At 62.0% G+C, this 25193-nt stretch carries 26 protein-coding genes and 1 tRNA gene; 10 read left to right on the forward strand and 17 right to left on the reverse strand.

Going from position 1 to position 25193, the window contains the following annotated elements; genetic code table 11:
- Positions 1–13: 13 nt before the first annotated feature.
- The 14 genes from leuD to ACGGKE_RS14990 form a co-directional block, all read right to left on the reverse strand.
- Complete coding sequence (gene leuD / locus ACGGKE_RS14925) at positions 14–649, reverse strand: 3-isopropylmalate dehydratase small subunit (protein WP_394439026.1); 636 nt, start codon at positions 647–649, stop codon at positions 14–16.
- Positions 649–2055 (reverse strand): 3-isopropylmalate dehydratase large subunit, encoded by a 1407-nt coding sequence (gene leuC / locus ACGGKE_RS14930; protein WP_394439027.1) that lies wholly within the window; start codon positions 2053–2055, stop codon positions 649–651. The genes leuD and leuC overlap by 1 nt, the downstream gene beginning before the upstream one ends.
- Positions 2052–2972 (reverse strand): hydroxymethylglutaryl-CoA lyase, encoded by a 921-nt coding sequence (locus ACGGKE_RS14935; RefSeq protein ID WP_394439028.1) that lies wholly within the window; start codon positions 2970–2972, stop codon positions 2052–2054. The genes leuC and ACGGKE_RS14935 overlap by 4 nt, the downstream gene beginning before the upstream one ends.
- Positions 2969–4201 (reverse strand): CaiB/BaiF CoA transferase family protein, encoded by a 1233-nt coding sequence (locus ACGGKE_RS14940; RefSeq protein WP_394439029.1) that lies wholly within the window; start codon positions 4199–4201, stop codon positions 2969–2971. Before ACGGKE_RS14940 ends, ACGGKE_RS14935 begins: the two co-directional genes overlap by 4 nt.
- Positions 4198–4836, reverse strand: a complete 639-nt coding sequence (locus ACGGKE_RS14945) for a nuclear transport factor 2 family protein (RefSeq protein ID WP_394439030.1) — start codon at positions 4834–4836, stop codon at positions 4198–4200. The genes ACGGKE_RS14940 and ACGGKE_RS14945 overlap by 4 nt, the downstream gene beginning before the upstream one ends.
- Positions 4833–5942: a Gfo/Idh/MocA family protein gene (locus ACGGKE_RS14950; protein WP_394439031.1), complete on the reverse strand. Its 1110-nt coding sequence runs from the start codon at positions 5940–5942 to the stop codon at positions 4833–4835. The genes ACGGKE_RS14945 and ACGGKE_RS14950 overlap by 4 nt, the downstream gene beginning before the upstream one ends.
- Complete coding sequence (locus tag ACGGKE_RS14955; RefSeq protein WP_394439032.1) at positions 5942–7198, reverse strand: cytochrome P450; 1257 nt, start codon at positions 7196–7198, stop codon at positions 5942–5944. The genes ACGGKE_RS14950 and ACGGKE_RS14955 overlap by 1 nt, the downstream gene beginning before the upstream one ends.
- Positions 7199–7331: 133 nt before the next feature.
- Complete coding sequence (locus tag ACGGKE_RS14960; protein ID WP_394439033.1) at positions 7332–7733, reverse strand: heme-binding protein; 402 nt, start codon at positions 7731–7733, stop codon at positions 7332–7334.
- Positions 7730–8644: an SDR family NAD(P)-dependent oxidoreductase gene (locus tag ACGGKE_RS14965; protein ID WP_394439034.1), complete on the reverse strand. Its 915-nt coding sequence runs from the start codon at positions 8642–8644 to the stop codon at positions 7730–7732. The genes ACGGKE_RS14960 and ACGGKE_RS14965 overlap by 4 nt, the downstream gene beginning before the upstream one ends.
- Before the next feature lie 28 nt (positions 8645–8672).
- On the reverse strand, positions 8673–9788 hold the full coding sequence (locus tag ACGGKE_RS14970) for a phosphotransferase (RefSeq protein WP_394439035.1): 1116 nt from the start codon (positions 9786–9788) through the stop codon (positions 8673–8675).
- 11 nt (positions 9789–9799) lie between these two features.
- Positions 9800–10243 carry an SRPBCC family protein gene (locus ACGGKE_RS14975; RefSeq protein WP_394439036.1) on the reverse strand — a complete coding sequence of 148 codons (444 nt, stop codon included), beginning with the start codon at positions 10241–10243 and terminating at the stop codon, positions 9800–9802.
- 27 nt (positions 10244–10270) lie between these two features.
- The gene (locus tag ACGGKE_RS14980) at positions 10271–11032 is read right to left on the reverse strand and encodes an SDR family NAD(P)-dependent oxidoreductase (RefSeq protein ID WP_394439037.1); all 762 of its coding nucleotides are present in this window, start codon (positions 11030–11032) and stop codon (positions 10271–10273) included.
- Complete coding sequence (locus ACGGKE_RS14985) at positions 11029–11784, reverse strand: SDR family NAD(P)-dependent oxidoreductase (RefSeq protein WP_394439038.1); 756 nt, start codon at positions 11782–11784, stop codon at positions 11029–11031. The genes ACGGKE_RS14980 and ACGGKE_RS14985 overlap by 4 nt, the downstream gene beginning before the upstream one ends.
- 54 nt (positions 11785–11838) lie before the next feature.
- Positions 11839–14181 carry a TonB-dependent receptor gene (locus ACGGKE_RS14990; protein WP_394439039.1) on the reverse strand — a complete coding sequence of 781 codons (2343 nt, stop codon included), beginning with the start codon at positions 14179–14181 and terminating at the stop codon, positions 11839–11841.
- Between the two features lie 271 nt (positions 14182–14452).
- On the opposite strand from ACGGKE_RS14990, the gene ACGGKE_RS14995 reads away from it, so the two are divergent.
- Positions 14453–14824: a hypothetical protein gene (locus tag ACGGKE_RS14995; RefSeq protein WP_394439040.1), complete on the forward strand. Its 372-nt coding sequence runs from the start codon at positions 14453–14455 to the stop codon at positions 14822–14824.
- A gap of 459 nt (positions 14825–15283) precedes the next feature.
- On the opposite strand, the gene ACGGKE_RS15000 is transcribed toward ACGGKE_RS14995, so the two are convergent.
- Positions 15284–15374: transfer RNA gene (locus ACGGKE_RS15000), tRNA-Ser, on the reverse strand.
- Between the two features lie 155 nt (positions 15375–15529).
- On the opposite strand from ACGGKE_RS15000, the gene ACGGKE_RS15005 reads away from it, so the two are divergent.
- Positions 15530–16462 carry a peptidylprolyl isomerase gene (locus tag ACGGKE_RS15005; protein WP_394439042.1) on the forward strand — a complete coding sequence of 311 codons (933 nt, stop codon included), beginning with the start codon at positions 15530–15532 and terminating at the stop codon, positions 16460–16462.
- Here the strand turns inward: ACGGKE_RS15005 and ACGGKE_RS15010 are convergent.
- Positions 16446–16919, reverse strand: a complete 474-nt coding sequence (locus tag ACGGKE_RS15010) for an Lrp/AsnC family transcriptional regulator (protein ID WP_394439043.1) — start codon at positions 16917–16919, stop codon at positions 16446–16448. The two genes, ACGGKE_RS15005 and ACGGKE_RS15010, sit on opposite strands and share 17 nt — an antisense overlap.
- Positions 16920–17076: 157 nt before the next feature.
- On the opposite strand from ACGGKE_RS15010, the gene ald reads away from it, so the two are divergent.
- From ald to ACGGKE_RS15040, 6 genes are all read left to right on the forward strand, one after another.
- Positions 17077–18192 carry an alanine dehydrogenase gene (ald, locus tag ACGGKE_RS15015; protein ID WP_394439044.1) on the forward strand — a complete coding sequence of 372 codons (1116 nt, stop codon included), beginning with the start codon at positions 17077–17079 and terminating at the stop codon, positions 18190–18192.
- Between the two features lie 339 nt (positions 18193–18531).
- A complete protein-coding gene (locus tag ACGGKE_RS15020; protein WP_228165465.1) occupies positions 18532–19359 on the forward strand; it encodes a sulfite exporter TauE/SafE family protein in 828 nt (275 codons plus the stop codon).
- 229 nt (positions 19360–19588) lie between these two features.
- A complete protein-coding gene (locus ACGGKE_RS15025; RefSeq protein WP_394439045.1) occupies positions 19589–20299 on the forward strand; it encodes a response regulator transcription factor in 711 nt (236 codons plus the stop codon).
- The gene (locus ACGGKE_RS15030) at positions 20292–21641 is read left to right on the forward strand and encodes an ATP-binding protein (RefSeq protein ID WP_394439046.1); all 1350 of its coding nucleotides are present in this window, start codon (positions 20292–20294) and stop codon (positions 21639–21641) included. The genes ACGGKE_RS15025 and ACGGKE_RS15030 overlap by 8 nt, the downstream gene beginning before the upstream one ends.
- Entirely contained in the window at positions 21638–22192 is a 555-nt protein-coding gene (locus tag ACGGKE_RS15035) for a hypothetical protein (protein WP_394439047.1), read from the forward strand. The genes ACGGKE_RS15030 and ACGGKE_RS15035 overlap by 4 nt, the downstream gene beginning before the upstream one ends.
- Positions 22193–22366: 174 nt before the next feature.
- Positions 22367–22747, forward strand: coding sequence for a hypothetical protein (locus ACGGKE_RS15040; RefSeq protein WP_394439048.1), 381 nt, complete (start codon positions 22367–22369; stop codon positions 22745–22747).
- Positions 22748–22778: 31 nt separating this feature from the next.
- Here ACGGKE_RS15040 and ACGGKE_RS15045 read toward each other — a convergent pair whose 3' ends face one another.
- On the reverse strand, positions 22779–24029 hold the full coding sequence (locus ACGGKE_RS15045) for a phosphatidylserine/phosphatidylglycerophosphate/cardiolipin synthase family protein (RefSeq protein WP_394439050.1): 1251 nt from the start codon (positions 24027–24029) through the stop codon (positions 22779–22781).
- 89 nt (positions 24030–24118) lie between these two features.
- Here ACGGKE_RS15045 and rpoZ point away from each other — a divergent pair, with 89 nt between their 5' ends.
- Together rpoZ and ACGGKE_RS15055 are read left to right on the forward strand one after the other, a co-directional pair.
- Positions 24119–24463, forward strand: a complete 345-nt coding sequence (gene rpoZ, locus ACGGKE_RS15050; protein ID WP_394439051.1) for a DNA-directed RNA polymerase subunit omega — start codon at positions 24119–24121, stop codon at positions 24461–24463.
- A gap of 243 nt (positions 24464–24706) precedes the next feature.
- Positions 24707–25132, forward strand: coding sequence for a PilZ domain-containing protein (locus tag ACGGKE_RS15055; protein WP_394439052.1), 426 nt, complete (start codon positions 24707–24709; stop codon positions 25130–25132).
- Positions 25133–25193 lie beyond the last annotated feature (61 nt).

The following is a 25193-nucleotide window of genomic DNA, read 5'->3' on the forward strand; positions in this document are numbered from 1 at the left end:
CCAATTTGCGGGACTAACGCGCGAGCCCACCACTGAGAGCGATCGCGGGTATCGGTACACCAGAAGCACTCGTCCGCCTCCACGCTTCAATTTGCTCCCAATGGCGCAGCGTTTCGCCAATCTCGTCTCGCCCCTCAATAAGCGCCGCCTTGCGGCCAGCCTCGATATCGAAAGCGAAAGTGAGCGCGCCAGCGATCGCGATTTGCTGGCTTACGAGGTCGATCTTTACGAGGGCGGTGGCGGAGTTGCCGACCAGGCGAAGAAGGAGATCATGGTCCTCGGGATCAAGGACGATCGGCAGAATCCCGTTCTTGAAGCAGTTATTGTAAAAAATGTCTGCGAAGCTTTTTGCGATGATCGCGCTAATGCCGAAATCGATCAACGCCCATGGCGCATGCTCTCGACTTGAGCCGCAGCCAAAATTGTGGCCTGCAATCAGAATGCCAGCGCTCCGCCAGGGTTCCTGATTGAGAATGAATGCCGGATTTTCGGCTCCGCCATCGTGATAACGCATCCGAGCGAATAGTGCGCCGCCAAGACCGGCCCGGCTGACCGTCTTGAGAAATTCGCCCGGCAGAATCTTGTCGGTATCGATGTTGTCCAGCGGCAAGGGCGCGGCGAATGCCTCCAGTTCAGTGAATTTCCGCATTACGAATAGGTCCTGACATCTACGATCGCCCCCGCGACGGCTGCCGCTGCTGCCATAGCCGGCGACATCAGGTGCGTCCTTCCCCCAGGCCCCTGACGTCCTTCGAAATTGCGATTGGAAGTGGAGGCGCAGCGTTGTCCGGGCGACAAACGATCGGGGTTCATGCCCAGGCACATCGAACAGCCCGCTTCTCGCCATTCAAATCCGGCATTGCGGAATATGTCGGCGAGCCCTTCCTCTTCCGCCTGGCGCTTCACGCTGCCTGATCCGGGCACAACCAGTGCGCGCACGCCGTCAGCAACATGACGGCCGGCAGCAATCGCTGCGGCACTGCGTAAGTCCTCGATCCGGCCATTCGTGCAGCTGCCGATGAAGACGACATCAATCGGCACACCCATGATCGCTTGCCCCTGCCGCAGGCCCATATAATCCAGCATGGCGTGCGCCTGATCCTGACGCTGAGAAGGCAAGGCCTCCACCAGGGGTATCGTCTCGTCGACGCGGATCACGGCTTCCGGACTGGTTCCCCATGTCACCATCGGAACGACCTCCCTGGCATCCACGACGATCTCGCGGTCAAATTTCGCCCCAGGATCAGAACATAGGCAGCGCCAGCGATCGATCGCCCGCTCGTAAGCCGCCCCCGTCGGAACACCGGGCCTGTCTTTCAGATAAGCAAAAGTCTTGCTGTCTGGGGCAATCAGACCCGCACGCGCGCCGGCCTCAATCGACATGTTGCAGACCGTCATCCTTCCCGCCATGTCGAGATCCGTGATCGCCTCGCCGGCATATTCGATGACATGACCGTTTCCACCGGCGGTCCCCAGCTTCCCGATGATATGAAGGACGAGATCCTTCGCCGTCACGCCGGCTGGAAGGCTATTTTCCACCTGTACACGCAGAGTGCGCGCCGGCTTTTGCCGCAAGGTCTGGGTTGCAAGGACATGCTCTACCTCCGACGTCCCGATGCCGAAGGCCAAGGCGCCAAAGGCGCCATGGGTTGAGGTGTGACTATCCCCGCAGACGATCGTCATGCCGGGAAGCGTCAGGCCGAGTTCCGGGCCAATGACATGCACGATGCCCTGCGCCTCGCTGCGCAGAGGAACATAGGGAACCCCGAATTCAGCCACGTTGCGTTCGAGGGTCTCGACCTGGATTCTGCTGTCGGCATCGCTGATCGGCCGATCACGATCTTCCGTCGGCACATTATGATCTGCGACCGCGATCGTCAGCTCGGGGTGCGGTAGCCGTCTGCCCGCAATGCGCAACCCTTCGAACGCCTGCGGACTGGTGACCTCATTCACCAGATGACGGTCGATCTGAAGAAGCCATGACCCATCATCGAGTTCGAGGATCGCGTGAGCATCCCAAATCTTCTCGAACAGCGTGCGTGGCTTGCCCGTCATGCCGTCTCCTCCCGCCGCGCCTGCGCGGTCAACGCATCTCGAACCCGCCCTCCCACACACGCGCCAGGCAGCGTTGCGGCGCTGCCTGCTGCCTCCAGCAGCCGGGAAAGATCGATCCCTGTAGAGATGCCCATCTTGCCGAAGGTCCAGACCAAATCCTCGGTCGCGACATTTCCGGTAGCCCCCGGGGCGAACGGACAACCGCCAAGGCCGCCAAAGGATGAGTCGATCACAGCCACACCGGCATTGAAGGCGGCGAGCGCGTTTGCGACGCCGAGGCCATAGGTATCATGACCATGAAAAGCCCATTGACGGATTTGTGGGAAGAGTCGCCTTGCCCTCTGAAACAGATCGCCGACCTTGTCGGGGGTGACGCGGCCAGTGGTATCGCACAGGCAGAATTCAGCCTCGGCTGAAACCGCAGCGAGAGCCCCAATGATATCCAGGGTCGCGACCGGATCGACGGGACCGTCGAATGGGCAATCGAACGACGTCGCGAGGTTCAGACGAATTCGCGTGCCCTCAGGAAGCAGTGCCACGATGGCTCTGAAATCCTCGACCGACTCTCGGGGCGTTCGTAGCACGTTGCTCTGATTATGCTTGGGGGAGACAGAAAGAACGAAGGCAAGATGCCGTGCGTCCGCCGCAAGCGCGCGTTCGGCCTGGCGCTGACTTGGTACGAGGACTTGTACGTCCAGCCCAGGCTTGGTCGCACAATAGGCCAGCAATTCAGGCGCATCCGCCATTTGCGGGACCGCCCGTGGGCTGACAAACGCCGTCGCTTCCATCCGCCGAATCCCGGCATCGTAAAGCAGGTCGATCAAGCCCGCCTTCTGTTCGGTCGGAATGAATTGGTTGATCGGCTGGAAGCCATCTCTGGGTCCGACCTCTACAATCGATACGGACGCGGCGCTCATTTCAACACTCCAGCACGCTCGAGTTCGAGAAGGCGGGACTCATCATAGCCGAGCAATTCCCTTGCAATGGAACGGCTATCTGCGCCGATGTCGGGCCCGGTGTTGCGCACCTGGCCGGCACCGTCCGGGAAATGGGGCACGATACCCGGATGAAGGACGGTGCCGAGCAGGGGATCGTTCACTTCGCGTACCATGCCGCGTGCACGATATTGAGGGTCGCGCGCAATATCCTCGGCCGTGTATACTTTCGAAGCGGGGATGTCGGCATCAGCAAGCATCTCCGAGAGAGCCTCCGCGGGATGACGACGGCTCCAATGCTCTATTAACGCATCAAGCTCGCGCGCGTTTTGAACGCGCTGGGCGTTCCCTTGGAAGCGCGGATCGTCAAGCAGGTCGGTTCGGGCCATGAGACCAAGCAATTTGGCGAAAAGCGGCTCGGAGTTGGCGGCTATAAGAATCCACTGCCCATCGGCGGTCGGATAGGCGTTGGACGGGGCGGCAGTGGCAATTGCTCCTCCCGTCGGCTGCTTGACTTTGCCCAACGCACCGAACTCTGGAAGCATGCCTTCCATCAGACTGAGCACACTCTCTGTCAGAGCGACGTCGACAGTCTGGAAGCGCAGATCGGAGCCAAATCTCTCCCGTCGCCAAAGGGCCGAGACGATGCCGAAGGCGGCGTACAGCCCCGCCAACGAATCTCCGACGCTGACGCCTACGCGGACAGGAGGAAGATCGTAGGTTCCTGGCGGATGGTTGGTCAGGTGCCGGATGCCTCCGATCGCCTCGCCGATCACACCAAAGGCGGCCTGATTACGTCCCGGTCCACTTTGGCCATAGCCCGAGACATGGGCGACGATCAGGTTCGGCTGTCGCTGTCGCAGCACCTCTGGCGCCAGTCCCATCTTGGCGAGCTGGCCCGGACGAAAATTCTCCACCACGACGTCGCAATGCTCGACGAGGTCGAGCAGAACATCCCGGCCCGCCGGCGCTTTGAGGTCGAGCGCGACGCTGCGTTTGTTGCGTCCATGAACCGACCACCATAAGGAACGTCCATCGATCTGAGCGCCCCATTGCCGCACGGGATCACCTTGAGGCGGCTCGATTTTGATGACATCGGCGCCCAGATCCCCGAGCAAGCGCGTACAGAAAGGCGCGGCTACGAAATGGCCGATTTCCAGCACTCGGATGCCCGACAGCACGCCACCCGCGCCCTCCTGCTCATAACTCATGCGTCCACCGCGTCTTTCGCGGCGCCGCTCAACTGCTTGTAATTGCCCACCCGCGCCGGATCGACGTTGAGGGGCCGCCGATAAGAGGGGTCGAGTTCGTTGCGGCTAGGCTGCGGGGCAGTTTCAGCCACCTTGAACTCGAATGGTTGCAGGCAGTCATAATTCGGACCGCCCTCCGCCGTTTTCGAGCCTTCGATCGTGTTGATGGAGGGCGCAACCCAGTCCACGATATATTCGCGCGCGACGATGCCCCATTTGCCATCCCGCTTTTCCATGCGGTCAATGTAACGACCGCCAATGGCGCTGAACGGGGCGCCGGTCTTGTTCATTCCCGAATAAGACAGGTAGGTCTCGCAATGAGCGACGTCGCCGTCGATCCAGGCAAGGTGATTACCGATCATATGCTGGGTCGCACTATGGTTTTCCGAGTGCATCTTGCTTACCCAAGTCCAGAATTCGTCCGGCGATCCCACAAACATGCTGTGATCGTCGATCGCATCCTCATGATAGGCGGACAGCACCATCTCCTTGTCGAGACGGTCGACGCCTCGGCAGTAGCGGTTCACGACATCCAGAATCTCCTGCCGATCCATGAGATAGGTCAGCTTCTCCTGCATCTCTTCAATCGTCATCATTGGCTGCTTCTCCGGTTCCAGTCTGCCGCACGTTCGATGCGATCGAGCAGACGGTGTGTTTGGAAGGCGTCGGCAAAGGTGGGAGCGGTCGAGAAGCCCGCGACGAGATCCTCATGGACCGCGCGGTATGCGTGCGCGACGGCATCGGAATATCCCGTCGGATCAGTGCCAACCAGTCGGTATGCAGTCGGAACGGAAAGAGGGCCGAGAGCTTCGCCGCCCCGGCGCCCCTGTATCCGCACATGGCCATATTGAAGGTGACCGGTGTCGCCCTCTACAATCAGATCACCCTTACGACCGTTGATCTCCCAGCGGAAGGCACCCGCTGGCGCGTCCCCTCCGCGATATTGGAGCGCAACGACCGCACCACCGTCGAGGGTGCCGCCGACAACAACCTGATCCGGAGCGGTCGCCTCGACGGCACCTTCGCCATCAATGAGATCGACCGAGCGATAACCTGTCGCCAAACTTGCATGCAGACGAGAAAAGTCGCCGAGAACCCAGGTGAACAGATCGATCATATGACCGAACGGGATGCTCAGCATCGTCGCACCCGTGGTATCGTCGAGCACATAAGCCATGTTGGCCATGCTGGCGCCGCCCCAGGGGAAGCCGCCCGAGCCGATGACATTGGACGAAATCACCTCGCCGACATAGCCTTGGCCGATCAGATCGCGCAGGTAGCGAAGGGCCGGTGCGCTCCTCCCCTGCAAGCCGGCGAACGCCGGAACGCCCCGCGTCTGGGCGCCGGCCGCCATCGCGCCGGCCTGCTCCAAATCCTTCCCAAGCGGCCATTCGCAATAGACGGCTTTGCCCCGCCCGAGAGCGTGGGCGACCAACTCCGCATGGTGCGGCACTTTGACGGTCACAACCATCAGGTCCACATCCGGTCTGGCCACGAGTTCAGCAGGGTCGGCAGAGGCGAAGCCGATGCCATAAGCCTCCCCGGCCGCCTTTGCGCTATCCGCCGTCGATGCGGACAGCCCTTTGATGACGAACCGGTCCGGCATGGCACGGAGCGCCGCGAGATGGGATATAGCGGCCCAGCCCCCCTTGGCGCTCAATCCGACAATGCCGACGCCGAGCGGTGTGCTTGTCGCGGGCATTAACCGGCAATCCGCGATCCGGGTGTGAACGTCACGTTGAGGCTTTCCAGAGCATGGATCTGAAAGTGCTCCATGAACTTTGGCGCCGGATGCTTATCCGAGATTTGGATGTTCTGCAGTCGCTCCAGCAGCCGAGTTATCGCGACGCGCATTTCCATGCGAGCAAGCTGATTGCCGACACAGAAATGGATGCCTCTGCCGAACGCAAGATGGTTGCGAACGCCCTTGCGATCGATGTCGATCTTCTCCGGGCACTCCCATTTGGCCTTGTCGTAATTTCCCGCAAGATAACTGACCTGCACCACGGATTCCTTGGGGATCGACACGCCCTGGAGCTCGGTGTCCTGTGTCGTGTAGCGATATTGGTGCGGCACCGGGGCGTGTGCGCGCAGCATTTCTTCGATGACGGCGGGAACCATTGCAGGGTCGGCAAGGAGCCGTGCCTTCAACGCCGGATCGCTCAGGATCATGTACATGGCACTTGTAATGCCGGTCGTCGTGGTCTCGTTGCCCGCGACAAGGATGAGCTGCGCGATCATCAGCAGCTGGCCCATCGTCAGCTTTGCGCCATTAACCTCTGCATGGACGAGCCGACTCAACATATTGTCGTTGGGCTCGACCTCATACTCACGCGCGCGTGCAGCGAGATAGTTCTGCATATCGATCATCCGATCGGTCAGCATGAGTTCGCGCTCGGGAGGGCAATTGGGATCATTGCGATCGACCCACGCTGTCGACCAGAGCTTGAACTGCTCATAATCTTCGCGCGCCACGCCGAGCTGGTCGGAAATGATATACATCGGCAGGTGGACGGCGAAGCCCGATCCGAGATCGGTTTCGCCTTGCTCGATGAAACCGTCGATCAGTTCATCCACTAGCCGTAGCGCATAAGGCTCCAGCTTTTTGACATAGCTCGGAGTAAAGACCTTATCGACCAGGGCGCGGTGCAAACCATGTTCCGGCGGATCGGCAAAGGCCAGTACATGTTCCTCGGGCCAACCACGTTCACGGTAGCGCTTGGCGACTTCCTCCGACACCGACGTCTGACGGTTGATCATGATCGGCGTTTTGCTGGAAAATATCTCCGGATGGCTGTTGACATAATGAATGTCGTCATAGCGGCTCACGATGTACATTCCGGTGCCGGGATCACGATAAACGGGTGCTTCGTCCAGCAGCCGATTGAGGAACGGGAAAGGGCAGCGCTGCACTTCGCCCGATGCGTAGGTGCCCAGATCGTCTTCCGTGATTTCCATAGTCCCGCTCCACTGCCCCCGGCTCCGACTCTCTTGCGAAGTCGCCCAAGACGGCATTCAAAAGTTTGCTGGATTCGTCCTAGCAGACGAGCCGCCTGCGGCCTGTCACCGAGCACCGGGACAGGGGCGGCAATCAGGTCGCAAGTGCGTGCGCACCGCTCAGCGCGACATGCTCATCCTGCTCAGGCAGCGCGCCGGATACGCCAATTGCGCCGACGCAGTGACCCTCATGGTGAAGGGGGATGCCGCCACGATAAGGATGGAGGCCGGCGATCGCGATCATGGAGGGCATATCGCTGACGGCCTGCTCTAGCGTCGCGGTGGACATGTTCAGCTCGACAGCCGTGCGCGCTTTGCCCTCGGCCACGCGCAGCGAAATGAGAGGCGCGTTATCAAGCCGATCCAGGCGCAACAGATGACCGCCGTCATCGACGATGCAGATCGTCACAGCGAGCCCATCCGCCTGCGCGGCGATCCGCGCGGCTGCCATGATGTGGTCGATCTCTGAAACGGTGAGGCGCGGTCGAGAAATCATGCGCCTTCCTCGCGCGGCGCCTTTGCGCTTGGATCCGCGGATTTCTCGTCCGCATCGAGCGGCGCGGTCCGGTACATGTCGAGTATGAAGGCGTCGATTTCCCGGTCCGTTCGGGAACGGGCCATTTCACACATATATTCCGCGTCACTGCCCACCGGATAGCGCGTCTCCGGCCTTTCCGCGTTCAAGGCGTGAACGACGACGGAGGCGACGGTATCAGGCGAAGTGTATTTCTGGGCTGCTAGTCCTTCGTCCGCCCTGTATTTCATCTGTCTATAAAGCCGACCGTACGAGGCTGCCTCGTCTGCAGGTAATTCAGCGATCACCTTTGCGAGCGACGCCTGGCTGCGTCGCATCATCTGGGTATCGAGCGCGCCTGGCTGAACTAGAATCACCTCGACGCCCCAAGCGCCAGCCTCCTGGCGCATGACGTCGACCAAACCCTCAAGCGCGAATTTAGAAGCGACATAGCTCGCCATCATGGGCGTGGCGACGACGCCCGACCATGATCCTGTCAGTATCAGGCGGCCCCGCGTCCGCCGAAGGGCCGGAAGACTGGCTTGGTAGACGGCGAGGTTGGAGAGACAGTTGATTTCCATCGTACGACGAAAGACGTCGAGGGCTGTTGTTTCGGCTGGAGCGAAGGGAGCCACGGCCGCGCAAATGACGACTGCGTCCAGCGATCCCAGATCGCGGATCAGCCGGTCGACGGACATTTTGAGTTCCTCGGGCCGGGCGAGGTCCGCGGCTTCGACCGCCACACAGTCGGGACACGCTTTCGTGAACGCGAAGATGGCGTCGGTACAGGAAACCGTAGCGCCAACCTTATATCCTGACGCGAGTAGCGCCCGGGTGACGGAAAGGCCCATGCCGCCATTCCCGCCGACTACGAGAGCTGCGGGTCCTGTCACCGAGGGATGCCCCTGGCTGTCCAGGCGGTCACAGCGCTTCTCGGACGAGAGAGAGTGTTCGGTGATCCTCTACGGCGGTAGAAACCCTGAGCAGAGCGAGGGCCATCGTCTCCCAGCCGTAGCTTTCGGGCGGGCAGGTCAGCCAACCGATATACAATGTCCACAGCGCCGCGCGACGGTGTTCGGTCCAGAGCACGTCGGACGCCGGCGGTGAATCGACCCCGAACTCGATCAGCTTGTCGCGATAGTAGTCGAGCAATGCCCGCTCATGCTCGCGCCGCTCAGCGATCGATAGGGCGGTATTGATGATATAAGTCACATCGTGGAGCGCGAACCCTCTCACGCAGAGCTGCCAGTCATGTAGGCCCACGCTGAAATCCGGCATCCGGTAGGTATTGCCAATATGAAGGTCGCCGTGAAGCAAGGTCTGCGGCAAGCGCGCTTGATGCTGCTTGTTCGCGCACATCCCTGCGAACAGCTCACGCTCCGTGGTGCCCAAGCGTTCGAGCAATTCCCGCTTGAATTTGTGAAGCTCGAGCTGACTGCGGATCCCCTCCTGCGGAATGACGCTCCGCATGTGGTTCTCAACCCCTCCGCTCAGATGGGTTTCCACCCAAGCCAAATCTCCTGCGAAACGATCGCTCTCCCAGTGGAGCGCATGAACCTTGGCAATCGCATCAAGGATGCGCTTCACATTCTCGACGCCGACTTCGTCGAGATTACTTGGGAAGATCGCGCCACGGCGCGTTACGTCCTCCATGATCAGCAAATATCGTTTGGATTTCGGGTCGAAATATCCGCCGAGCGAACCGGGCGCCTCGATGGCAAGACCCGGCCGTATCCGATTGTAGAAGTTTACCTCGTTCGCGAACAACCCGTCCAACTGGCAATACCAGGCATCCGTGCCTTTCTTGCGCGGATCGAACGACAACTTCAGGATGACATCCCGCGGCAAGTCTGCAGGAGACAGGTCGGAATATTCAAACCTAGCGGTCGCGCGCGCGGACGTTGAGACATCGCCGTCGCCATATTCATGGGATTTCTCTATCGTAACGGCGGCTACGGCGGCCCCAGGCACGACCTGGCCGATAATATCGGTCAAAAGGCCGGGCGTCAGATCATAAGGAGATGGGGGGATTTGCATCGGGAATTCCCTCAGGACTGTTCGAAAAGTGCAGCTAAAATTTCGAGGCTCCCGGAGAGCAGAGTGAAGCGGCTGGCTTCAAAGGCGTGGGCCTCCGCTTGTGGCAGTGGCGTGTCGTAGGTCAGTCTGCGCTCGACCAGAGTTGGTCCATTGAGATCGACAGGATAGAGTTGCATGGCCCCGACAACGTTATAAACGGGTAGGGGCAGATCCCCGATGACATCATATTCTTGGAACCATTTGCGATCGTCCACGCCTGTGAGCACTTCATCGAAAAATGAGCCGTCACCGTAGGTCACGCGCCGCTTGACACCGATCGTCAGTCCATCGCCGCCTTCCAGCGTTATTTCGGGGTGATGCTCGATCCAAGGGGAATGCGCGCCGAAATCGCGGATGGCCTGCCAAAGGTCGGCAACAGGTGCGTTTATGATCCGGCGTGCGCGAACCGTTGGCATTGCTCCTATCCTCTCGAAGGTCGGCTTTTAGTGGGCGGTCATTCCGCCATCGACCGGTATGGCGGCTCCAGTAATGAAAGATGCGTCGTCACTGGCGAGAAATGCTACGACGGCCGCGATTTCATCGGGGTCGGCAAACCTCTTTAGCGCATGCTTGTCCGCCCAATCCGCAGCCGTTCCCTCGTCCATGAACGATAGCGCCAATGGAGTGAGAACGCCGCCTGGGCAAAGTGCGTTCACGCGGATTTTGTGGCGGCCATATTCGAGTGCCGCTGAACGAGTCATGCCGACGACGGCGGCCTTGGAGGCCGCGTATATAGAGAGGGTTTCAAACCCGACCAGCGCTGCGGCAGACGCGATATTCACGATGGATCCTCCACCGCGCGCCATCATTCCCGGGAGCACTAACTTCATCGCGTGCCAGGGTGCACGCAGATTGACAGCGATCACGCGGTCGAAGTCCTGCCTGTCTCCGTCAGCGAGCAAGGCCGGCTTGCCGTCTATTCCGGCGTTGTTCACCAAAATATCGAGCCGGCCCCAACGCTGCTCTACTTCCAGGACAGCCTCGCGAAGCATCGCCTCATCACTGACATCACCGACGAAGGTAAAAATGTCGCCACCGCTCGCTTCGGCGAAACCCCTGCTGTCGTCGAGGTCGATGCATGCGACCCGAGCGCCTTCGGAAATGAGGCGTCGGACGGTGGCGGCGCCAATTCCTTGTGCGCCGCCGGTAACCATGGCGACCTTGCCCGCCAGCCTGGACGAAATTGGCGACGTCACGCTTGTCACACAGTCCATCCGCCGTCCGCAGCGTAGCTTCCCCCGGTCAGAAAACTCGCGGATTCCGAAGCCAGAAACACAATGACATTGGCAATCTCGTCGGGCATTCCTGGCCGCGGAATCGGCAAGCCCGACGCGAATTGGAGGATCGGAGCAAAAGCGGCATCTCCGCCCTCGGGCCGTACCATGGGCGTATCCACAAGACCCGGATGCACCGAATTCACCCGGATTTTATCACGAGCAAGATCGAGCGCGGCGACCTTGGTCATCCCTGTGACCGCAAACTTGCTTGCCGTATAGGCAATAGCACCGCGCTCCGCCTTGAGGCCGGCTACCGACGACACGTTGACGATCGCGCCGCCGCCCCTGGCAATCATGGAAGGCGCTGCCGCCTTCATGCCCAGGAAACAGGATAGTTGATTGATTTCAATCACTCGCCGATAATCGGCCTCATTCAGCTCTTGAAGAGGGGTGGGAGCAGGAGCGACGCCGGCATTGTTCACCAGTATGGAAACAGGTCCAAAACTATCTTCCGCGACGGTGATGACCGCTTTCCAGTCGCAACCGTCACTAACATCGTGCGCAACGAAGCGGGCAGCTTCGCCAATCTCTGTCGCGACCTGCGCGCCTCGCACCTGATCGATATCGGTCAGGATCACCTTGGCGCCGAGCGCAGCGAACATTTTGGCTGTTGCAGCGCCAATGCCGCTCGCTGCGCCGGTCACGATCGCGACGTCGCCGCGAAATGTTTCGGCGTTCATGCGATATCCTCTGCGGAGGGAGGCCGATCTCGGATCGACCTCCCTCATCTCTGGTTAAAACCGGTAGCTGAAGTTAGCCCCGAACGTACGTGGCTCGCCGGTGAAGCGGACGGCGCCGTCGCCTGACGAAGCAACAGAATTCCAGTAGTACTTGTTCGTAAGGTTACGGCCGTAGATGCTGATCCGCCAACCGTGAATGGACTCCACGCCGAGCCTTGCATCAAACAATGTATAGGCCGGCATCACGAAGTCAGGATTCTCGCCGAGATCAGCATACGTTTTGGCGCGATAGGTCATCGTTCCGCCAACGAATGGCGTCAAATCCCCGCTGGTTTCGAACTTATATTCCGCGTCAAGGTTTGCTGACCATGGCGGCGCGTAATTGAATTCCTTGCCAGAAAAGTCCAGAGGGCGACCTGCAAAGTCGAAGCCGACATAATTCTTCACCTTGGTTTTGATATAGGTGGCGCCTCCGTTAAGACGCAGCCCTCCAAACTGCGCGGTGATATCGATGTCTGCGCCGTCAACCGTCGATTTGGGAATGTTGACGAGGGTAGCGGTCACGAGAGCACCCTGCAGGACCGGCAAGAACGAGAAGAACTGCTTGTTCACATAGTCATAGTGAAAGGCGGAGGCGTTGAGCTGGACATGATTATCAAACAGCGTCAGCTTGGCACCGACCTCATAAGAAGTGAGCTTTTCCTGCTTCACCGGCTGGATTACGGAGTTAAACAAGTTCACGATCACCGGGAACGTTCCCGCCTTGAACCCTCGGCTCACCGAGCCGTAAAGCAGAATGTCGTGGTTCACCTTATAGTTGATCGCGCCCCGCCAGGCGACATTATGTTCTTTCTGCTGACCGTCCGCATAGATCGGCAAGAAAGTTGGGGCAGGTCCGCCGTCATCGATCGTGATGCATCCGCCGGATACATAGGCCGCCGCGAGTGCAGGATTGATTGCACCCACAATCGCTTGCGAGACGCCGCGGATACCCGGTGTTCCACCTTTATCGAACGTGCATCCGTTGATCGTCTGCTTCGTCTCGGTGTAGCGGGCTCCAGCAGTAAGCGTGACGCCCTTGATCACCTCGTAGTCGACACTGCCGAACACGGCGGCAGCGCGCTGTGTCAGATCATATCTCCACTCGGCCGGAGAGTTCGGCGGGAACCCTGTATACCCGGTATATGCGTTGGCAACGCCCTCGGTAATGTCGTCCTTGCCGTAGCTCGCACCCAGAACGAAGTTGAGGCCAATGTCTTTGTAGTTGCCCGCAAGACGAACTTCCTGATTGATGGACTTGATGTCGGCCTTCGCCGTCGCAGGCTGCATCGGTACGGCTGTGCCGTCCTGGTCGTGCGGCGAGCGAAAGCGGGTCTTGAGATAATTTGTGATGGACGTGAACGTCAACTGATCCGTGACGTCGTAGTCGGCCCGAAGGACACCCTGATAGGTGTAGTTATCTGCCCGCGTATCATATCCCGTGTCGAAGTCGGCTTGCCGGGCGTTGGTCGGAAGGTGATTTTGATATTGCAAGAACGGCTGCGCGGATGCTGCGGCCGGATTGACGGGCTGGATCAGGAATGCCTGGGCTTGTTGTTGCTCACTGCGGTCCTTCGCTGCGTTCAAATTGACGGAAATCTTGAGACGATCGGTGGGAGTCCAGTCGAGCAGCAGCCGGCCAGCAACCTTGTTCTGATCCCCGTTTTTCTGATCATTGAGATAATAGCCATGCTGCCATCCACCGAACTGGGTGGTTTGCACGGCAACGCGGGCACGCAGCGTATCGGACAGCGGGCCGCTCACGAATCCTTCCGCATTGGTCTCGCCCCAGTGGTTCACGTCCACACGAAAGCCGGCGGAGAGATGCGACGTAGGCTTTGCAGCAATAACGTTGATCGAACCACCCGTCGCATTTTGCCCGAATAGCGTGCCTTGGGGGCCCTTGAGAACCTCTACCCGCTCCACGTCGAGGAACAGAGCCTGGCCCATCACAGGATAGGGTATGGCAGCTTCGTCGACGTAGGAGCTAACCGTCGGCGGCGCCGACGCCTGGAAGGAGTTGAAGTTGACACCACGTAGCGAGAAGACCGGCGGCCCAAACACGCTGGTGGATGCCGTAAATCCGGGGACGATCGCTCCAAGCCCCGTCGCGTCTACCACTCCCGCGCTCTGCAGCTGTGTGCTGGAGGCAACCGAAACACTGACACCGACGTCGTTGAGCCGCTGCTCACGCTTCTGCGCAGTGACAATGATCTCGCCAAGTCCCGAGTCATCGGCAGCCGGCTGTTGGGCCTGAGCGGGCGCATCGGTCGCTTGAGCGTGGACTTGCGTGCTCGCGAACAGCGACGAGGCGACCAAGCTAATGGTCGCCGCTGACATATGAAACCGGTGTTTCATTACAGATCCTCCCCTAAGCGCCCCTCTCTTGGGGTTCGCTATCGTTACTAACCGCCGAGGGTGGGAGCCGCTGTCACCTGAGGGGGTGACTGCCTCGCACGTGGCCACCGCACTTGCGCTTTGTAGCGGGAAAGGCGCATCCTGCATGCGCGCACTACCGTGATAACAGCTCGAACCAAGCGAAAACGAGGTGCGACCATGCGAGATGATCGCGTCGTGACATCATAGACGGCTATCGCGTGACCATTGACAACGGTTCGGGAGAGTGAGCGTGTTCGAGTTCAAGATTGATGGCACACATGGAATACTCAGATTTAAAATGGAGAACATCTTCACGGTCGACGAGGCTCTGGCATTTAATGTGCAAATGCATACCCATGTTGACGAAACGCGGCGGCGATTCGGTAATGTGAAAATCTTGGGGGACGTGCGAAATGCGCCGGTCCAGCCGCTGGAAATTGCCGATCGTTTAGATCCTCCGAGCAAATACCTAAGTCATTTGGGTGATCGATACGCAATCGTCCTTTCGTCGACTCTTTTAAAGTTTCAAGCAAATCGCGTAATCGATGACGCTCGGGCGAAGGTGTTCGTCAGCTATAGTGAAGCCGAAGAGTGGCTCATAAAGGGCCAGCATCTAACCTGACTGAGGTCGAGGCACGTATGGCCCCCTCGTTCATGAGTCGCACTGTGATCTCGGCGTTTGGAAGGCCTGAGTATCGCTCCGGCCACGCGAGCAATCTGCTCCGCCTGAGATCATTCGCAATATATTCAGAATGTAGTCGGGGCGATTTTGCCACCGAGTCTCATTGACACGGGAGATGGCTTCTCGAACCGCTCTTTGCAGGCAATATCCTTCCACCTATCCTCAAAAGGGCGCTAGGGACAGGGAGCCTTTGCTGCCCACGTCTCTCGAACTGCGGGGGCGCGGTGATCGACACCCCTCGCTTGGCTTCGCGCTGCTTAAGGATCCGCCGGCATCCCCACGCCTCAAAATTCGGTCGGTTGGTCGCGGGAGTTCGCAGCAATCCGCCGCTAAAGTACGGACCGGGGGTAGGACCGGCCCCAGCGTCAACTACATAAGTTTTTGAAACATAAGGATAAATGGCGGAGCGGGAGGGATTCGAACCCTCGATACGCTTTTGACGTATACTCACTTTCCAGGCGAGCGCCTTCGACCACTCGGCCACCGCTCCGCACATGGAACCCGAACGTCGCTGCAAGCGGCGTGAACCGGGTTCTTTCATCCCATCGCACTGGAAGGCGGCTCCCTATCGTGCGGCGGGCGGGGTGGCAAGGGTCATCTATGGGAAGGCTTTACTTTGTTGGCCGCGCCTTGTTTGATGGCGCGATGAGCTATCGTCCCCGCTTCGCGCTCGTCCCCTTCCTGGCCGCCACCGCCGCCGCGCTCGCCGCCCCAACACCGGCTCAGCAGCCCGCCCAACCGTCCACCACGTCACCGCCCGCCACGCCTTCGGTCGTGATCGCGGCCTCGCCCGACAGCGCCTGGACCTCGATGGCGGCAGAGGATCTGCTGGTCATGACTGTCGAAGGGGGCAAGCGCGTGGTGATCCAGCTCGCCCCCGCCATGGCGCCGCGCCATGTCGCCAATATCCGCGCGCTCGCGCGGGCGCATTGGTGGGACGGGACCAGCATCAACCGGGTACAGGACAATTATGTCGCGCAATGGGGGGACGCGACGGAGAAGAAGCCGTTGCCCCCCGGCCTCTCGCCGACCAGTCCCGCGGACTATGCGCTGTCGCTCGCGACGCGGCGGCTGCAGCTGACGCCCTTGCCCTATGCGGATCCCTATGCGCCGAAGACCGGCTTCGTCGCGGGCTGGCCCGTGGCGATGGATGGCGATGCGGCCTGGCTGCCGCATTGCTACGGCTTTGTCGGCGTCGGCCGCAACCTGTCGCCCGATGCGGGGACTGGCGCCGAACTTTATGCCGTGATCGGCCAGGCGCCGCGCCAGCTGGACCGCAACATCGCGGTGGTCGGCCGCGTGGTCGAGGGCATGGCCCATCTGTCGAGCCTGCCGCGGGGATCGGGCGACCTGGGCTTCTATACGGCGCAGGAGCATCGCGTCCCCATATTGTCGGTGCGGCTGGCGAGCGACCTCCCCGAGGCGGAGCGGCCGCGCTTCCAGCAGATGGACACGACCTCGCCGAGCTTCGCCGATTATCTGCGGCTGCGCGCCAACCGGAAGGATGATTTCTACGATCGGCCTGCCGGGGGCGTCGACCTGTGCAACGCGCCAGTGCCGGTCAGGCCGACGCCCTGAGGCCGCGCAGCCGATAGCCTTGCCAGTCGCGGATGCGGCGGATGGCGAAGCTGGTGCGGATCGCTGACACGCCGGGCAGCCGCGCCAGGCAATCGCGATGAATGGTATCGAATCCTTTGAGGTCGGCCGCCGCCACGCGCAGCAGATAGTCCGCCTGACCCGCCATCAGATGGCATTCCAATATTTCCGGAAAATCGGCCACGGCCGCTTCAAACCGGTCCATCGTCTCGCGGCTCTGGCTGGTGAGCGAAATCTCGACAAAGGCCTGCAGGTCGAGGCCCAGCGCCTTGGGGTCAAGCCGGGCGGCATAGCCAGCGATCAGTCCCGCCTCCTCCAGCGCCTTGATGCGACGGTGACAGGCCGATGCCGACAGGCCAATCCGCTCGCCCAGGTCAGCCATGGAGCGTCGCGAATCCGCCTGCAGCGCCTCCAGCAACGCGACGTCGAACCGATCCACGCAATATCATCCCGAAATTAAACCAATATTGCACATATCATCCTTTGGGTCGCCGCAGAATGCAGGAAATGAGGGAACATCCGCCGGCGCGTCGGCGCTATGATGTCGCGACATGGACGCGCATCAGCGCGCCGCCCCATTTTTCCGGAGAGTCAGGATGATCGTCGGCACCGTCAAAGAGATCAAGAATCACGAATATCGCGTCGGGTTGACTCCCGAAAGCGTGCATGAGTTGACCGCCAGCGGCCACCGCGTGCTGGTGGAGGCGGGGGCCGGCGAGGGCATCGGCGCGGGCGACGATCTGTACGTCAAGGCGGGCGCGGAGATCATCGCCACCGCCGCCGAAATCTTCGCCACCGCCGAGATGATCGTCAAGGTAAAGGAGCCCCAGGCGGTCGAGCGCGCGATGCTGCGCCCCGGGCAGATCCTCTACACCTATCTTCACCTGGCGCCCGATCCCGACCAGACTCGTGACTTGATCGCGTCAGGCGCCACTTGCATCGCCTATGAAACGGTGACTGACGCGACCGGCGGCCTGCCGCTGCTCAAGCCCATGAGCCAGGTGGCCGGCCGCATGGCGATCCAGGCCGGCGCCACCGCGCTGGAAAAGGCGCATGGCGGGCGCGGTGTGCTGCTGGGCGGCGTGCCCGGCGTGCTGCCGGCCAAGGTCGCGGTGATCGGCGGCGGCGTCGTCGGCTTCAACGCGGCGCAGATGGCGGCGGGCCTGGGCGCCGACGTCACCATCCTCGATCGCAGCCCCGAAGTGCTGGAAAAGCTCGGCATGTATTTCGAGGCGCGGGCCAAGACGCGCTTTTCCAACAAGGCCAATCTCGCCGAATGCGTGGCCGAGGCCGATCTGGTGATCGGCGCGGTGCTCATCCCCGGCGCGGCCGCGCCCAAGCTGGTGACGGCCGACATGCTCAAGACCATGAAGAAGGGCGCCGTGCTGGTCGACGTCGCGATCGACCAGGGCGGATGTTTCGAAACCAGCCGCGCCACCACCCACGCCGAACCCACCTATGTGGTCGACGATGTGGTCCATTATTGCGTCGCCAACATGCCGGGCGCGGTCGCGCGCACCAGCACCTACGCGCTCAACAATGTGACGCTGCCCCACGCGCTGCGCATCGCCGATCTGGGGTGGAAGGAAGCGCTGCGGCGCGACCCGCACCTGCGCGCAGGGCTCAACGTCTGGGACGGAAAGGTCACCTATCAGGCCGTGGCCGACGATCTGGGCCTGCCCTATACGCCCGCGCAGGACGCAATCGCCTGATCCATGAACCAGGGATGCCCGGCGCGCCGACACGCGCCGGGTCGAAGCGGCGCCAGTCCTTCCTTGGGGCTGGCGCCCTTTCTTTGTCATTCGCCGATAGCCACGGGGCATGTTTCCAGATTGTAACAGCGCGCACGCAAAGTCGGTTGCGGGTTCTCCATCCTCGTTCGTCTAGCGGGGCAGGGGGACATGATGACATGCCCCCCATGCATCCTGGTTTCGCCGAAGAGAGGCATGGACTGACATCATGGTCGATTATCCCAATTTCGCCGCCTTGATCCCGCAGGGCGATGGCCTCACCATGCGCGTGGTTCGACCCGCGCGGAAAGGGGCGCTGTGATGTCCGCTGAACTCACGACCTGGCTGGTGCCGCTCGTCGCGATGCTGGCCGCCGGCCTGCTCGCGGGCTTTGCGGCCGGCATTTTCGGCATAGGCGGCGGGTTCGTCGTCGTGCCCGCGCTGCTCGTGGTGCTGCCATTGCTGGGCGGCACGAAGGATGCGATCGCCCATGTTGCGATCGGCACGTCGGCCGCGACCATCATCGTCACTTCGATCCGGTCGCTGCTGTCCCATGCCAAGCGCGGGGCGGTGGAATTTGAAGTGCTCAGGGCCTGGGCGCCCTGGATCATTCTGGGCTGCGGCGCGGGCGTGCTGCTCGCCAGCCATGTCGACGGGCGGACGCTCAAGATGATTTTCGGCGGGGGCGTCGTCCTCATGTCGCTCAACTTCCTGCTGCCCAAGGTCAGCGGCAAGGTGGTGAGCGACACCATGCCGTCCGGCATCGTGCGCGTGGGCATCGCGGGAGGGCTTGGCACCTTTTCCTCGCTGCTGGGGATTGGCGGCGGCACCATCGCCATCATGGTGATGACGCTGTGCGGCCGGACCATCCACCGCGCCATCGCGACTGCCTCGGGCATCGGCACCCTCATCGCCATCCCGACGACGATCGGCTTCGCCATCATCGGCCTCAAGGAAACAGGCCTGCCCTGGGGGTCGCTGGGCTATATCAACATTCCCGGCACGCTGGCGATCGCCTCCATGTCGATGCTGACCGCACCGCTGGGCGTCGCCGCCGCGCACAGCCTGCCGGCCGGCCCGCTCAAGAAGATCTTCGGCGTCTACCTGCTCATCATCGGTCTGCTGATGCTGCGCAACGGGCTGGCGTGACCCCCCCGTCACGCGAATGAGCACAAGGCGGCTGCCCCACGGGTTGGCGGCCTTGTTCATGTCACGCGCTCGTGCTTGCGCGACCAGCCGTTCGCTCCATGATCGCCGAGAGGCTACCGCCTCCACAATGTCACGGGCGAAACGATGCCCGGTTCCGCTGGCTTCCTCGCCGCCTCTAACAGGCTTTGTCACTGGCGGGCTTTGCCGTTATGGCTAAGGCGGGGGAACCATGGGGCAGTCCGATCAGATTTCCGTTTTGCTGGTCGAGGATGATGAGGCCGCGCGCGCCAATATCGCGGGCATTCTGGACGCGGCGGGCATGATCGTGGAGCAGACCGGCGACGGGCCCACGGGGCTCAATCGCGCGGGCAGCGGCGCGCACGACGTCGTCATCCTCGACCGTATGCTGCCGCACCTTTCGGGCATCGACATCGTCACGCGGATGCGCCTGGCCGGTATCGGCGCGCCGGTGCTGATGCTTTCCGCGCTCGGCCGCAGCGAACATCGGGTCGAAGGGCTGGAAAGCGGCGTCGACGATTATCTCGCCAAACCCTTTGAACCCGATGAGCTGGTCGCCCGCGTGCGCGCGCTGTGGCGCCGCGCCAACCGCCGCAGTCATGAACCCGTGCTGCTGTTCGGCGATCTCGAATGCCATGTGAAGGCGCGCACCGCCTTCCGCCAGGGCCGGCATCTGCCGCTGTCGCCCAAGGAGTTTGAACTGTTCCGCTATCTGATGGATCATGCCGGTGAAGTGGTGACGCGCGAAATGCTGCTGCGCCATGTCTGGAAGCTGAGCTTCGATCCGCAGACCAATGTGGTCGACGTCAATGTCGGCCGGCTGCGGCGCAAGCTGGAGGATGGGTTCGATACGCCTGTACTGGAGACCGTCTGGGGCACGGGCTATCGCCTGATCGCGCGCACCGATCCCGCCCGTGGCTAGGCCGGGCCTGTTCCTGTCGATTTTCGGCCGGGTGACGTTTTCCGCGCTGCTGGTCAGCCTGCTTTCGACGCTCGCATTGTTCCTAGTGGTGCGGCAGATCGTCGAAAATGACGGCCGCGCAATGCTCGCGCGGGAGGTCGATACCGATCTTGCCGGGCTCGCCGACATCTATGTCAGCGGTGGCAGCGACGAGTTGAAGGCGCGGATCGCCGATCGGTTCGTCGTCCATCGCCAGGATGGGGAGCGGGTCTGGTATCTCCTCGCCGATGACGCCGGCAGGCCGATTGCCGGCAACCTCAGCCGCTGGCCCGAAATCGCGCCTGAAATGTCGGAAGCGCGCTTCGTGCCTCTGCCCGATGGAGAGCGGATGTTCGCGCGCGCCACTCGCCTTGGGCCCGGCATGCGGCTGGTCGTCGGGCGCAGCGACTATCGCGGGCAGGGGCTGCTCGCGCGGCTTGCCATGGCTTTCGCCACCGCAGGCGCGCTGATCGCCGGCCTCAGCCTTGTCGCCGGTCATTTCGCCGCGCGCCGGCTGCGCAGCCGGGTGGAGGCGGTGAACGCGACCTTTGCCGCCGTGCGCGCGGGCCATATCGAAGCGCGCGTTCCCGGCGCGGGGGACAGCGACGAACTGACCGAGCTGGCGGCCAACACCAATGCGATGCTGGACCAGGTCGAGCGGCTGATCGAGGCGCAGCGCGCCGTGTCCGATCAGACCGCGCATGAAATCCGCACTCCGCTCATGCATCTCGACACCCGCATCCTCAAGGCGATGGAAGCGACCGGCGATGATCTGCTGCTGCGGACGCTCGACCAGTCGCGCGACGAAATACGCAGCGTCGTGCGCTTGCTCGATTCGCTGCTCGATATCGCCGGAACCCAGGCGATGCGCGGCGACATGCGCGGGCTGGCGGAAATCAATCTCAGCCAGATCGCGGAAAATCTGGCGGATCTTTACGGGGCAAGCGCGGAGGAGCTGGGCATCGGCTTCCATGCCCGGATCGCGCCCGGCGTAACGCTGCGCGCCGACGCGATGCAGATGATGCGGCTCATGTCCAACCTGCTCGACAATGGCTTCAAATATGTGCCGTGCGGGGGCAGCGTGTCGCTCGAACTGTCGGACGGCCCGCATATCGTCGTGCAGGATGACGGGCCGGGCATTCCCGCCTCCGACCGGGAACGGGTTTTTGAACGCTATGTCCGCCTGAACGATATCGCCGGCGGGGGTCATGGACTTGGTCTTTCGCTTGCGCTCGCAATCGCGCAGCGGCATGGGCTCTCGCTCCATGTGGAGGATGCGGCGCCCGGCGCCCGCTTCGTCGTCCAGCCGGAGGAAGGATCATGATCGCCCTGCTGCTGCCCCTCTTGTTCGCCACCGCCACGCCGTCAGCTGAACTGGAGCTGCGCGATCCGGTGCTGCGCGCGCTGGTCGAGGGGGAGGCGGCGCAGGCGCAGGGAGATGGCGCCACGCTGGGGGAAAAGGCGCAGTTGCTGACCGCACTGGGCGCGACGCCAGCGCCCGGGCAGCAGGATCTGGCATCGCTCTGGACCAGCGAAGCGCAGTCGCGGGGCGCTACCGTTGCCGCCTTGCCCTATCGCGGACGTGCGCTGGGGCCGGCCTATCGCCGCGGATCGGTCGTCCCGGGCGGCAGCGTCACGATGCGGCAGCTGTTTCTGGGCGGGCAGCGCGCGCAGATCCTGGTCGCGCCGACCAGCAGCGGCGATGGCCATTTGTCGATCAAGGTGCAGGGCGCGCATGGCGAGACCCTCTGCGCCAAGCCGGTCGGCGGACCGCAGGCCAATTGCGCCTGGATGCCGCTTTTCACCGAACGCTACGACATCGTCATCGAAAATGACGGCGCCGCGCCGGCCGACTTCTATATGCTGGTCCGCTAATGACAACCGGCTGAATTAGCAGCACAATTTTGCCTTCTCCTGCGCCCGCGCCAGCATCAGGCCACCGACGCACCGGCTCGCCTCGTCCATTCTGCACATCTGTTAAGGCGCAAAAGCCGGGGGTCGGCGCGTTGTGCAGAACATGGTTCAGATCAGCGAAAAGGAGAAGAACCGATGACTCGTTCGACGTTTCTCGCCGCGGCCCTGCTGGGCCTTGCCCCCGCCATGATGTCGGCCAGCGCGCTGGCGCAGAGCCCTGAAGGTCCGGTCAGCTATGAAGAACAGCTGGCGCAGGTCGAGGACCAGCTTGTCTACCAGGGCCCGATCGCGGGCGTGGAAAATGACTATTGGTTCAACTATCAGACCGACCTGGCCGAAGCGCGCAAGGAACTGACCAAGGATCTGCGCGGCTCGTCCGATGCCGAGGATAATCGCGACGCCTGGGAGGAATATCGCGCCGAACTGGCCGATGCCCGCGGCGATTATGCCAAGGAAATGGCCGAAAAGGGCTATCCGGTCGGGCAGGTGCGCGTCCTGGCCGCCGATGGTCGCTGACGCTGCTTGAGGAGGAAGCGCCGCTTCCTCCTCAATCCGCATCCGGATTGCGGAAATTCAGCCGGCGCGTCACTGTGTAGTCGAGGACGCCGACCAATAGATAGCTGATGGCCTGCTGCACCAGGGTGAGCAGGCTTCGGCTTTTCCGATATTCGGCAAAGTCGATGGTCCGGCTTTCTTCCAGTTCCCGCGCGATGAAGCCGCGCACGTCGCGGGCAAAATCCGCATCTTGAACCCGCAGCATGACTTCCAGGTTCAGGAACAGGCTGCGCATGTCGAAATTTGCAGACCCGACAAACACCGCATCGTCGATCACCAGCAGCTTCATGTGCAGCTTGCACGGCTGATATTCGGCAATTTCCACCCCGCGACGCAGCAGCGGCCCGTAGAGCAGGCGCGCCGCCGCCACCGTTGCGAAATTGTCGGACCTGGCGGGCAGGAGCAGGCGGGCCCCTTCGCGCCTGGCGGCGCGGGCGATGCGCTTCAACATGCCGCGCCCCGGCGAGAAATAGGCCGCGATCATGTCCACCCGTCGCGCCCGCTCCAGATCATGTTTCACCACTTGCGCCCAGGGGCTCAGCCGCCGGGTGGGGCCACCGATCAGCCAGCGAAAGGGCGATGCCCCGTCATGATGCAGCGCCGGGTGCCATTGCCGCACCATCGCGCGCAGCGTGCGAAAGCGCTGCTTGCGCGTCGATACCCAGCGCCAGAGCTGCCCGTACCAGATCGTCATCGCCTCGACCTGCGGCCCCTCGATCGACAGGCCCAGATCGCGCCAGCAATCCTCCTGCGGAATGCCGAAATAGCCGTCCTCGACGTTGAAGCCGCCGATCAGCAGGCGGGCGTCGTCGGCGATCGCCATCTTCTGGTGGTTGCGGATCAGATAGCGGGTCGACCGCCGCGCTCCGAACCGGCCGAAATGCGCGCCCGTCTCGACCAGGGGGGCAAAGAAGCTGTCAGGCGCCTGGCTCGATCCGAACGCATCGACCATCAGCGTCACGGCAACGCCCCGTGCGCGCGCCGCGATCAGCGCGTCGCGCACCAATGTCCCGCTCTCGTCGGCGGCGAAGATATAATAATAGAGCTTCAGGCTGCTGCGCGCGCCGTCGATCAGGGCGATCAGCGCGTCGCGAAGCGCCATGCCTCGCGTAATGAGGCGCAGATGATTGCCCGCCAGCGCGGCATGGATATCCGCTGCGCCGCTGGCGCTTGCACCGGGGGGCGGGACGGGCTTTGCGGTGGCCATATCTGCTTCATGCCTCTTCCAGAGCGGTCTGGCCATGGCTTTATGGCCTTATCATTGACTCCCCGAGACAAGGCTGCTAGGCGCGCAGTTCACGACTTCCATTCGTTGTATTCAGGAGGCCCTGTTTGGCCCGCGTTACCGTCGAAGATTGCGTCGACAAGGTTACCAACCGTTTTGACCTGGTCCTTCTTGCCGCCCAGCGCGCCCGTGAAATTTCGGGCGGCGCCGAACTGACGCTCGATCGCGACCGCGACAAGAACCCGGTCGTTGCCTTGCGCGAGATCGCCGAAGAGACGGTCCTGCCCGGCGACCTGCACGATTCGCTTATCGGATCGCTGCAGAAGGTGCAGGTCGACGATGACGACACGCCTGATGAGATTGGCTCGATCGCCCAGTCGGCGGAGGCCCTGCGCCTGACCGCCGCCGCGCCGCCGCGCAACCAGAATATCGGCGGCGACTACGACGGCTGATTGCCCGAACGATTTGGAGAGGGAATGAGGCCCGGCCTGCGCAAGCAGGACCGGGCCTCGACCTTTCCAGCTGTCGGGCTGACGCAGGCTTGTGGCTTCCTGCCCCACTTGAACCATTTGCGTCTTTCGCACGTTATGGGACACAGGACATGGACCCGATTGCGGTATGTCGCTATGATCCGTCGACGGCATCGGCCGCCGCATATCGTCTCACCACTGTCATTCACCGTTGCGAGAAGGATTATGGACCTCCCTGACCGCCCCAAACGCTCCAATGTCTTCATGGACGCCAATCTCGAAGCCGAAGGCCAGACGTCGGATATCGAGCTTGTCCGCATCCGCGACATTTCGGCGGGCGGCGCGAAGGTGCAGGGGGTGGCGCCGGACGTGGGCACGCGCATCATTCTGACGCGGGGCCGCTTCACCATTCCCGCGCGCGTCGTCTGGGTCGGACCCACGCAATTTGGCGTCGAATTCGACAAGCCGATCAACGTCGATGACGTCATGAAGGCGGCAGGCCCTGCCAAGGCGCCGGACAAGCCGGTCTATGCGTCGGCCCTGACGTCCGACTATCCGTCCCAGGGCCGCGCCGCGCCGCGACCCTCCTCGCCAAAGCCAACGGACCGCCGGCCCTTGTTCGGACTGCGGGTGGCCGGCTCCAACCGCTAGAGCAGCGATACTTTCCCTCGGCTGACGCTATTGACTACAGATGTAATCAATGCGATTACAT

Source organism: Sphingobium naphthae, assembly GCF_043589935.1.
GTDB lineage: Bacteria > Pseudomonadota > Alphaproteobacteria > Sphingomonadales > Sphingomonadaceae > Sphingobium > Sphingobium naphthae_A.

Coding starts and splice junctions, on each gene's coding strand:
- ACGGKE_RS15035 (WP_394439047.1), top strand. CDS start 21,638: ATGATCGCCCTGCTGCTGCCCCTCTTGTTCGCCACCGCCACGCCGTCA.
- ACGGKE_RS14975 (WP_394439036.1), bottom strand. CDS start 10,243: ATGCCAACGGTTCGCGCACGCCGGATCATAAACGCACCTGTTGCCGAC.
- ACGGKE_RS14940 (WP_394439029.1), bottom strand. CDS start 4,201: ATGAGTTATGAGCAGGAGGGCGCGGGTGGCGTGCTGTCGGGCATCCGA.
- ACGGKE_RS14960 (WP_394439033.1), bottom strand. CDS start 7,733: ATGATTTCTCGACCGCGCCTCACCGTTTCAGAGATCGACCACATCATG.
- ACGGKE_RS15055 (WP_394439052.1), top strand. CDS start 24,707: ATGGACCTCCCTGACCGCCCCAAACGCTCCAATGTCTTCATGGACGCC.
- ACGGKE_RS15005 (WP_394439042.1), top strand. CDS start 15,530: ATGAGCTATCGTCCCCGCTTCGCGCTCGTCCCCTTCCTGGCCGCCACC.
- ACGGKE_RS14990 (WP_394439039.1), bottom strand. CDS start 14,181: ATGAAACACCGGTTTCATATGTCAGCGGCGACCATTAGCTTGGTCGCC.
- ACGGKE_RS15025 (WP_394439045.1), top strand. CDS start 19,589: ATGGGGCAGTCCGATCAGATTTCCGTTTTGCTGGTCGAGGATGATGAG.
- leuD (WP_394439026.1), bottom strand. CDS start 649: ATGCGGAAATTCACTGAACTGGAGGCATTCGCCGCGCCCTTGCCGCTG.
- ACGGKE_RS15020 (WP_228165465.1), top strand. CDS start 18,532: ATGTCCGCTGAACTCACGACCTGGCTGGTGCCGCTCGTCGCGATGCTG.
- ald (WP_394439044.1), top strand. CDS start 17,077: ATGATCGTCGGCACCGTCAAAGAGATCAAGAATCACGAATATCGCGTC.
- ACGGKE_RS14950 (WP_394439031.1), bottom strand. CDS start 5,942: ATGCCCGCGACAAGCACACCGCTCGGCGTCGGCATTGTCGGATTGAGC.
- leuC (WP_394439027.1), bottom strand. CDS start 2,055: ATGACGGGCAAGCCACGCACGCTGTTCGAGAAGATTTGGGATGCTCAC.
- ACGGKE_RS14985 (WP_394439038.1), bottom strand. CDS start 11,784: ATGAACGCCGAAACATTTCGCGGCGACGTCGCGATCGTGACCGGCGCA.
- ACGGKE_RS15040 (WP_394439048.1), top strand. CDS start 22,367: ATGACTCGTTCGACGTTTCTCGCCGCGGCCCTGCTGGGCCTTGCCCCC.
- ACGGKE_RS14945 (WP_394439030.1), bottom strand. CDS start 4,836: ATGATGACGATTGAAGAGATGCAGGAGAAGCTGACCTATCTCATGGAT.
- ACGGKE_RS14935 (WP_394439028.1), bottom strand. CDS start 2,972: ATGAGCGCCGCGTCCGTATCGATTGTAGAGGTCGGACCCAGAGATGGC.
- ACGGKE_RS15045 (WP_394439050.1), bottom strand. CDS start 24,029: ATGGCCAGACCGCTCTGGAAGAGGCATGAAGCAGATATGGCCACCGCA.
- ACGGKE_RS14955 (WP_394439032.1), bottom strand. CDS start 7,198: ATGGAAATCACGGAAGACGATCTGGGCACCTACGCATCGGGCGAAGTG.
- ACGGKE_RS14970 (WP_394439035.1), bottom strand. CDS start 9,788: ATGCAAATCCCCCCATCTCCTTATGATCTGACGCCCGGCCTTTTGACC.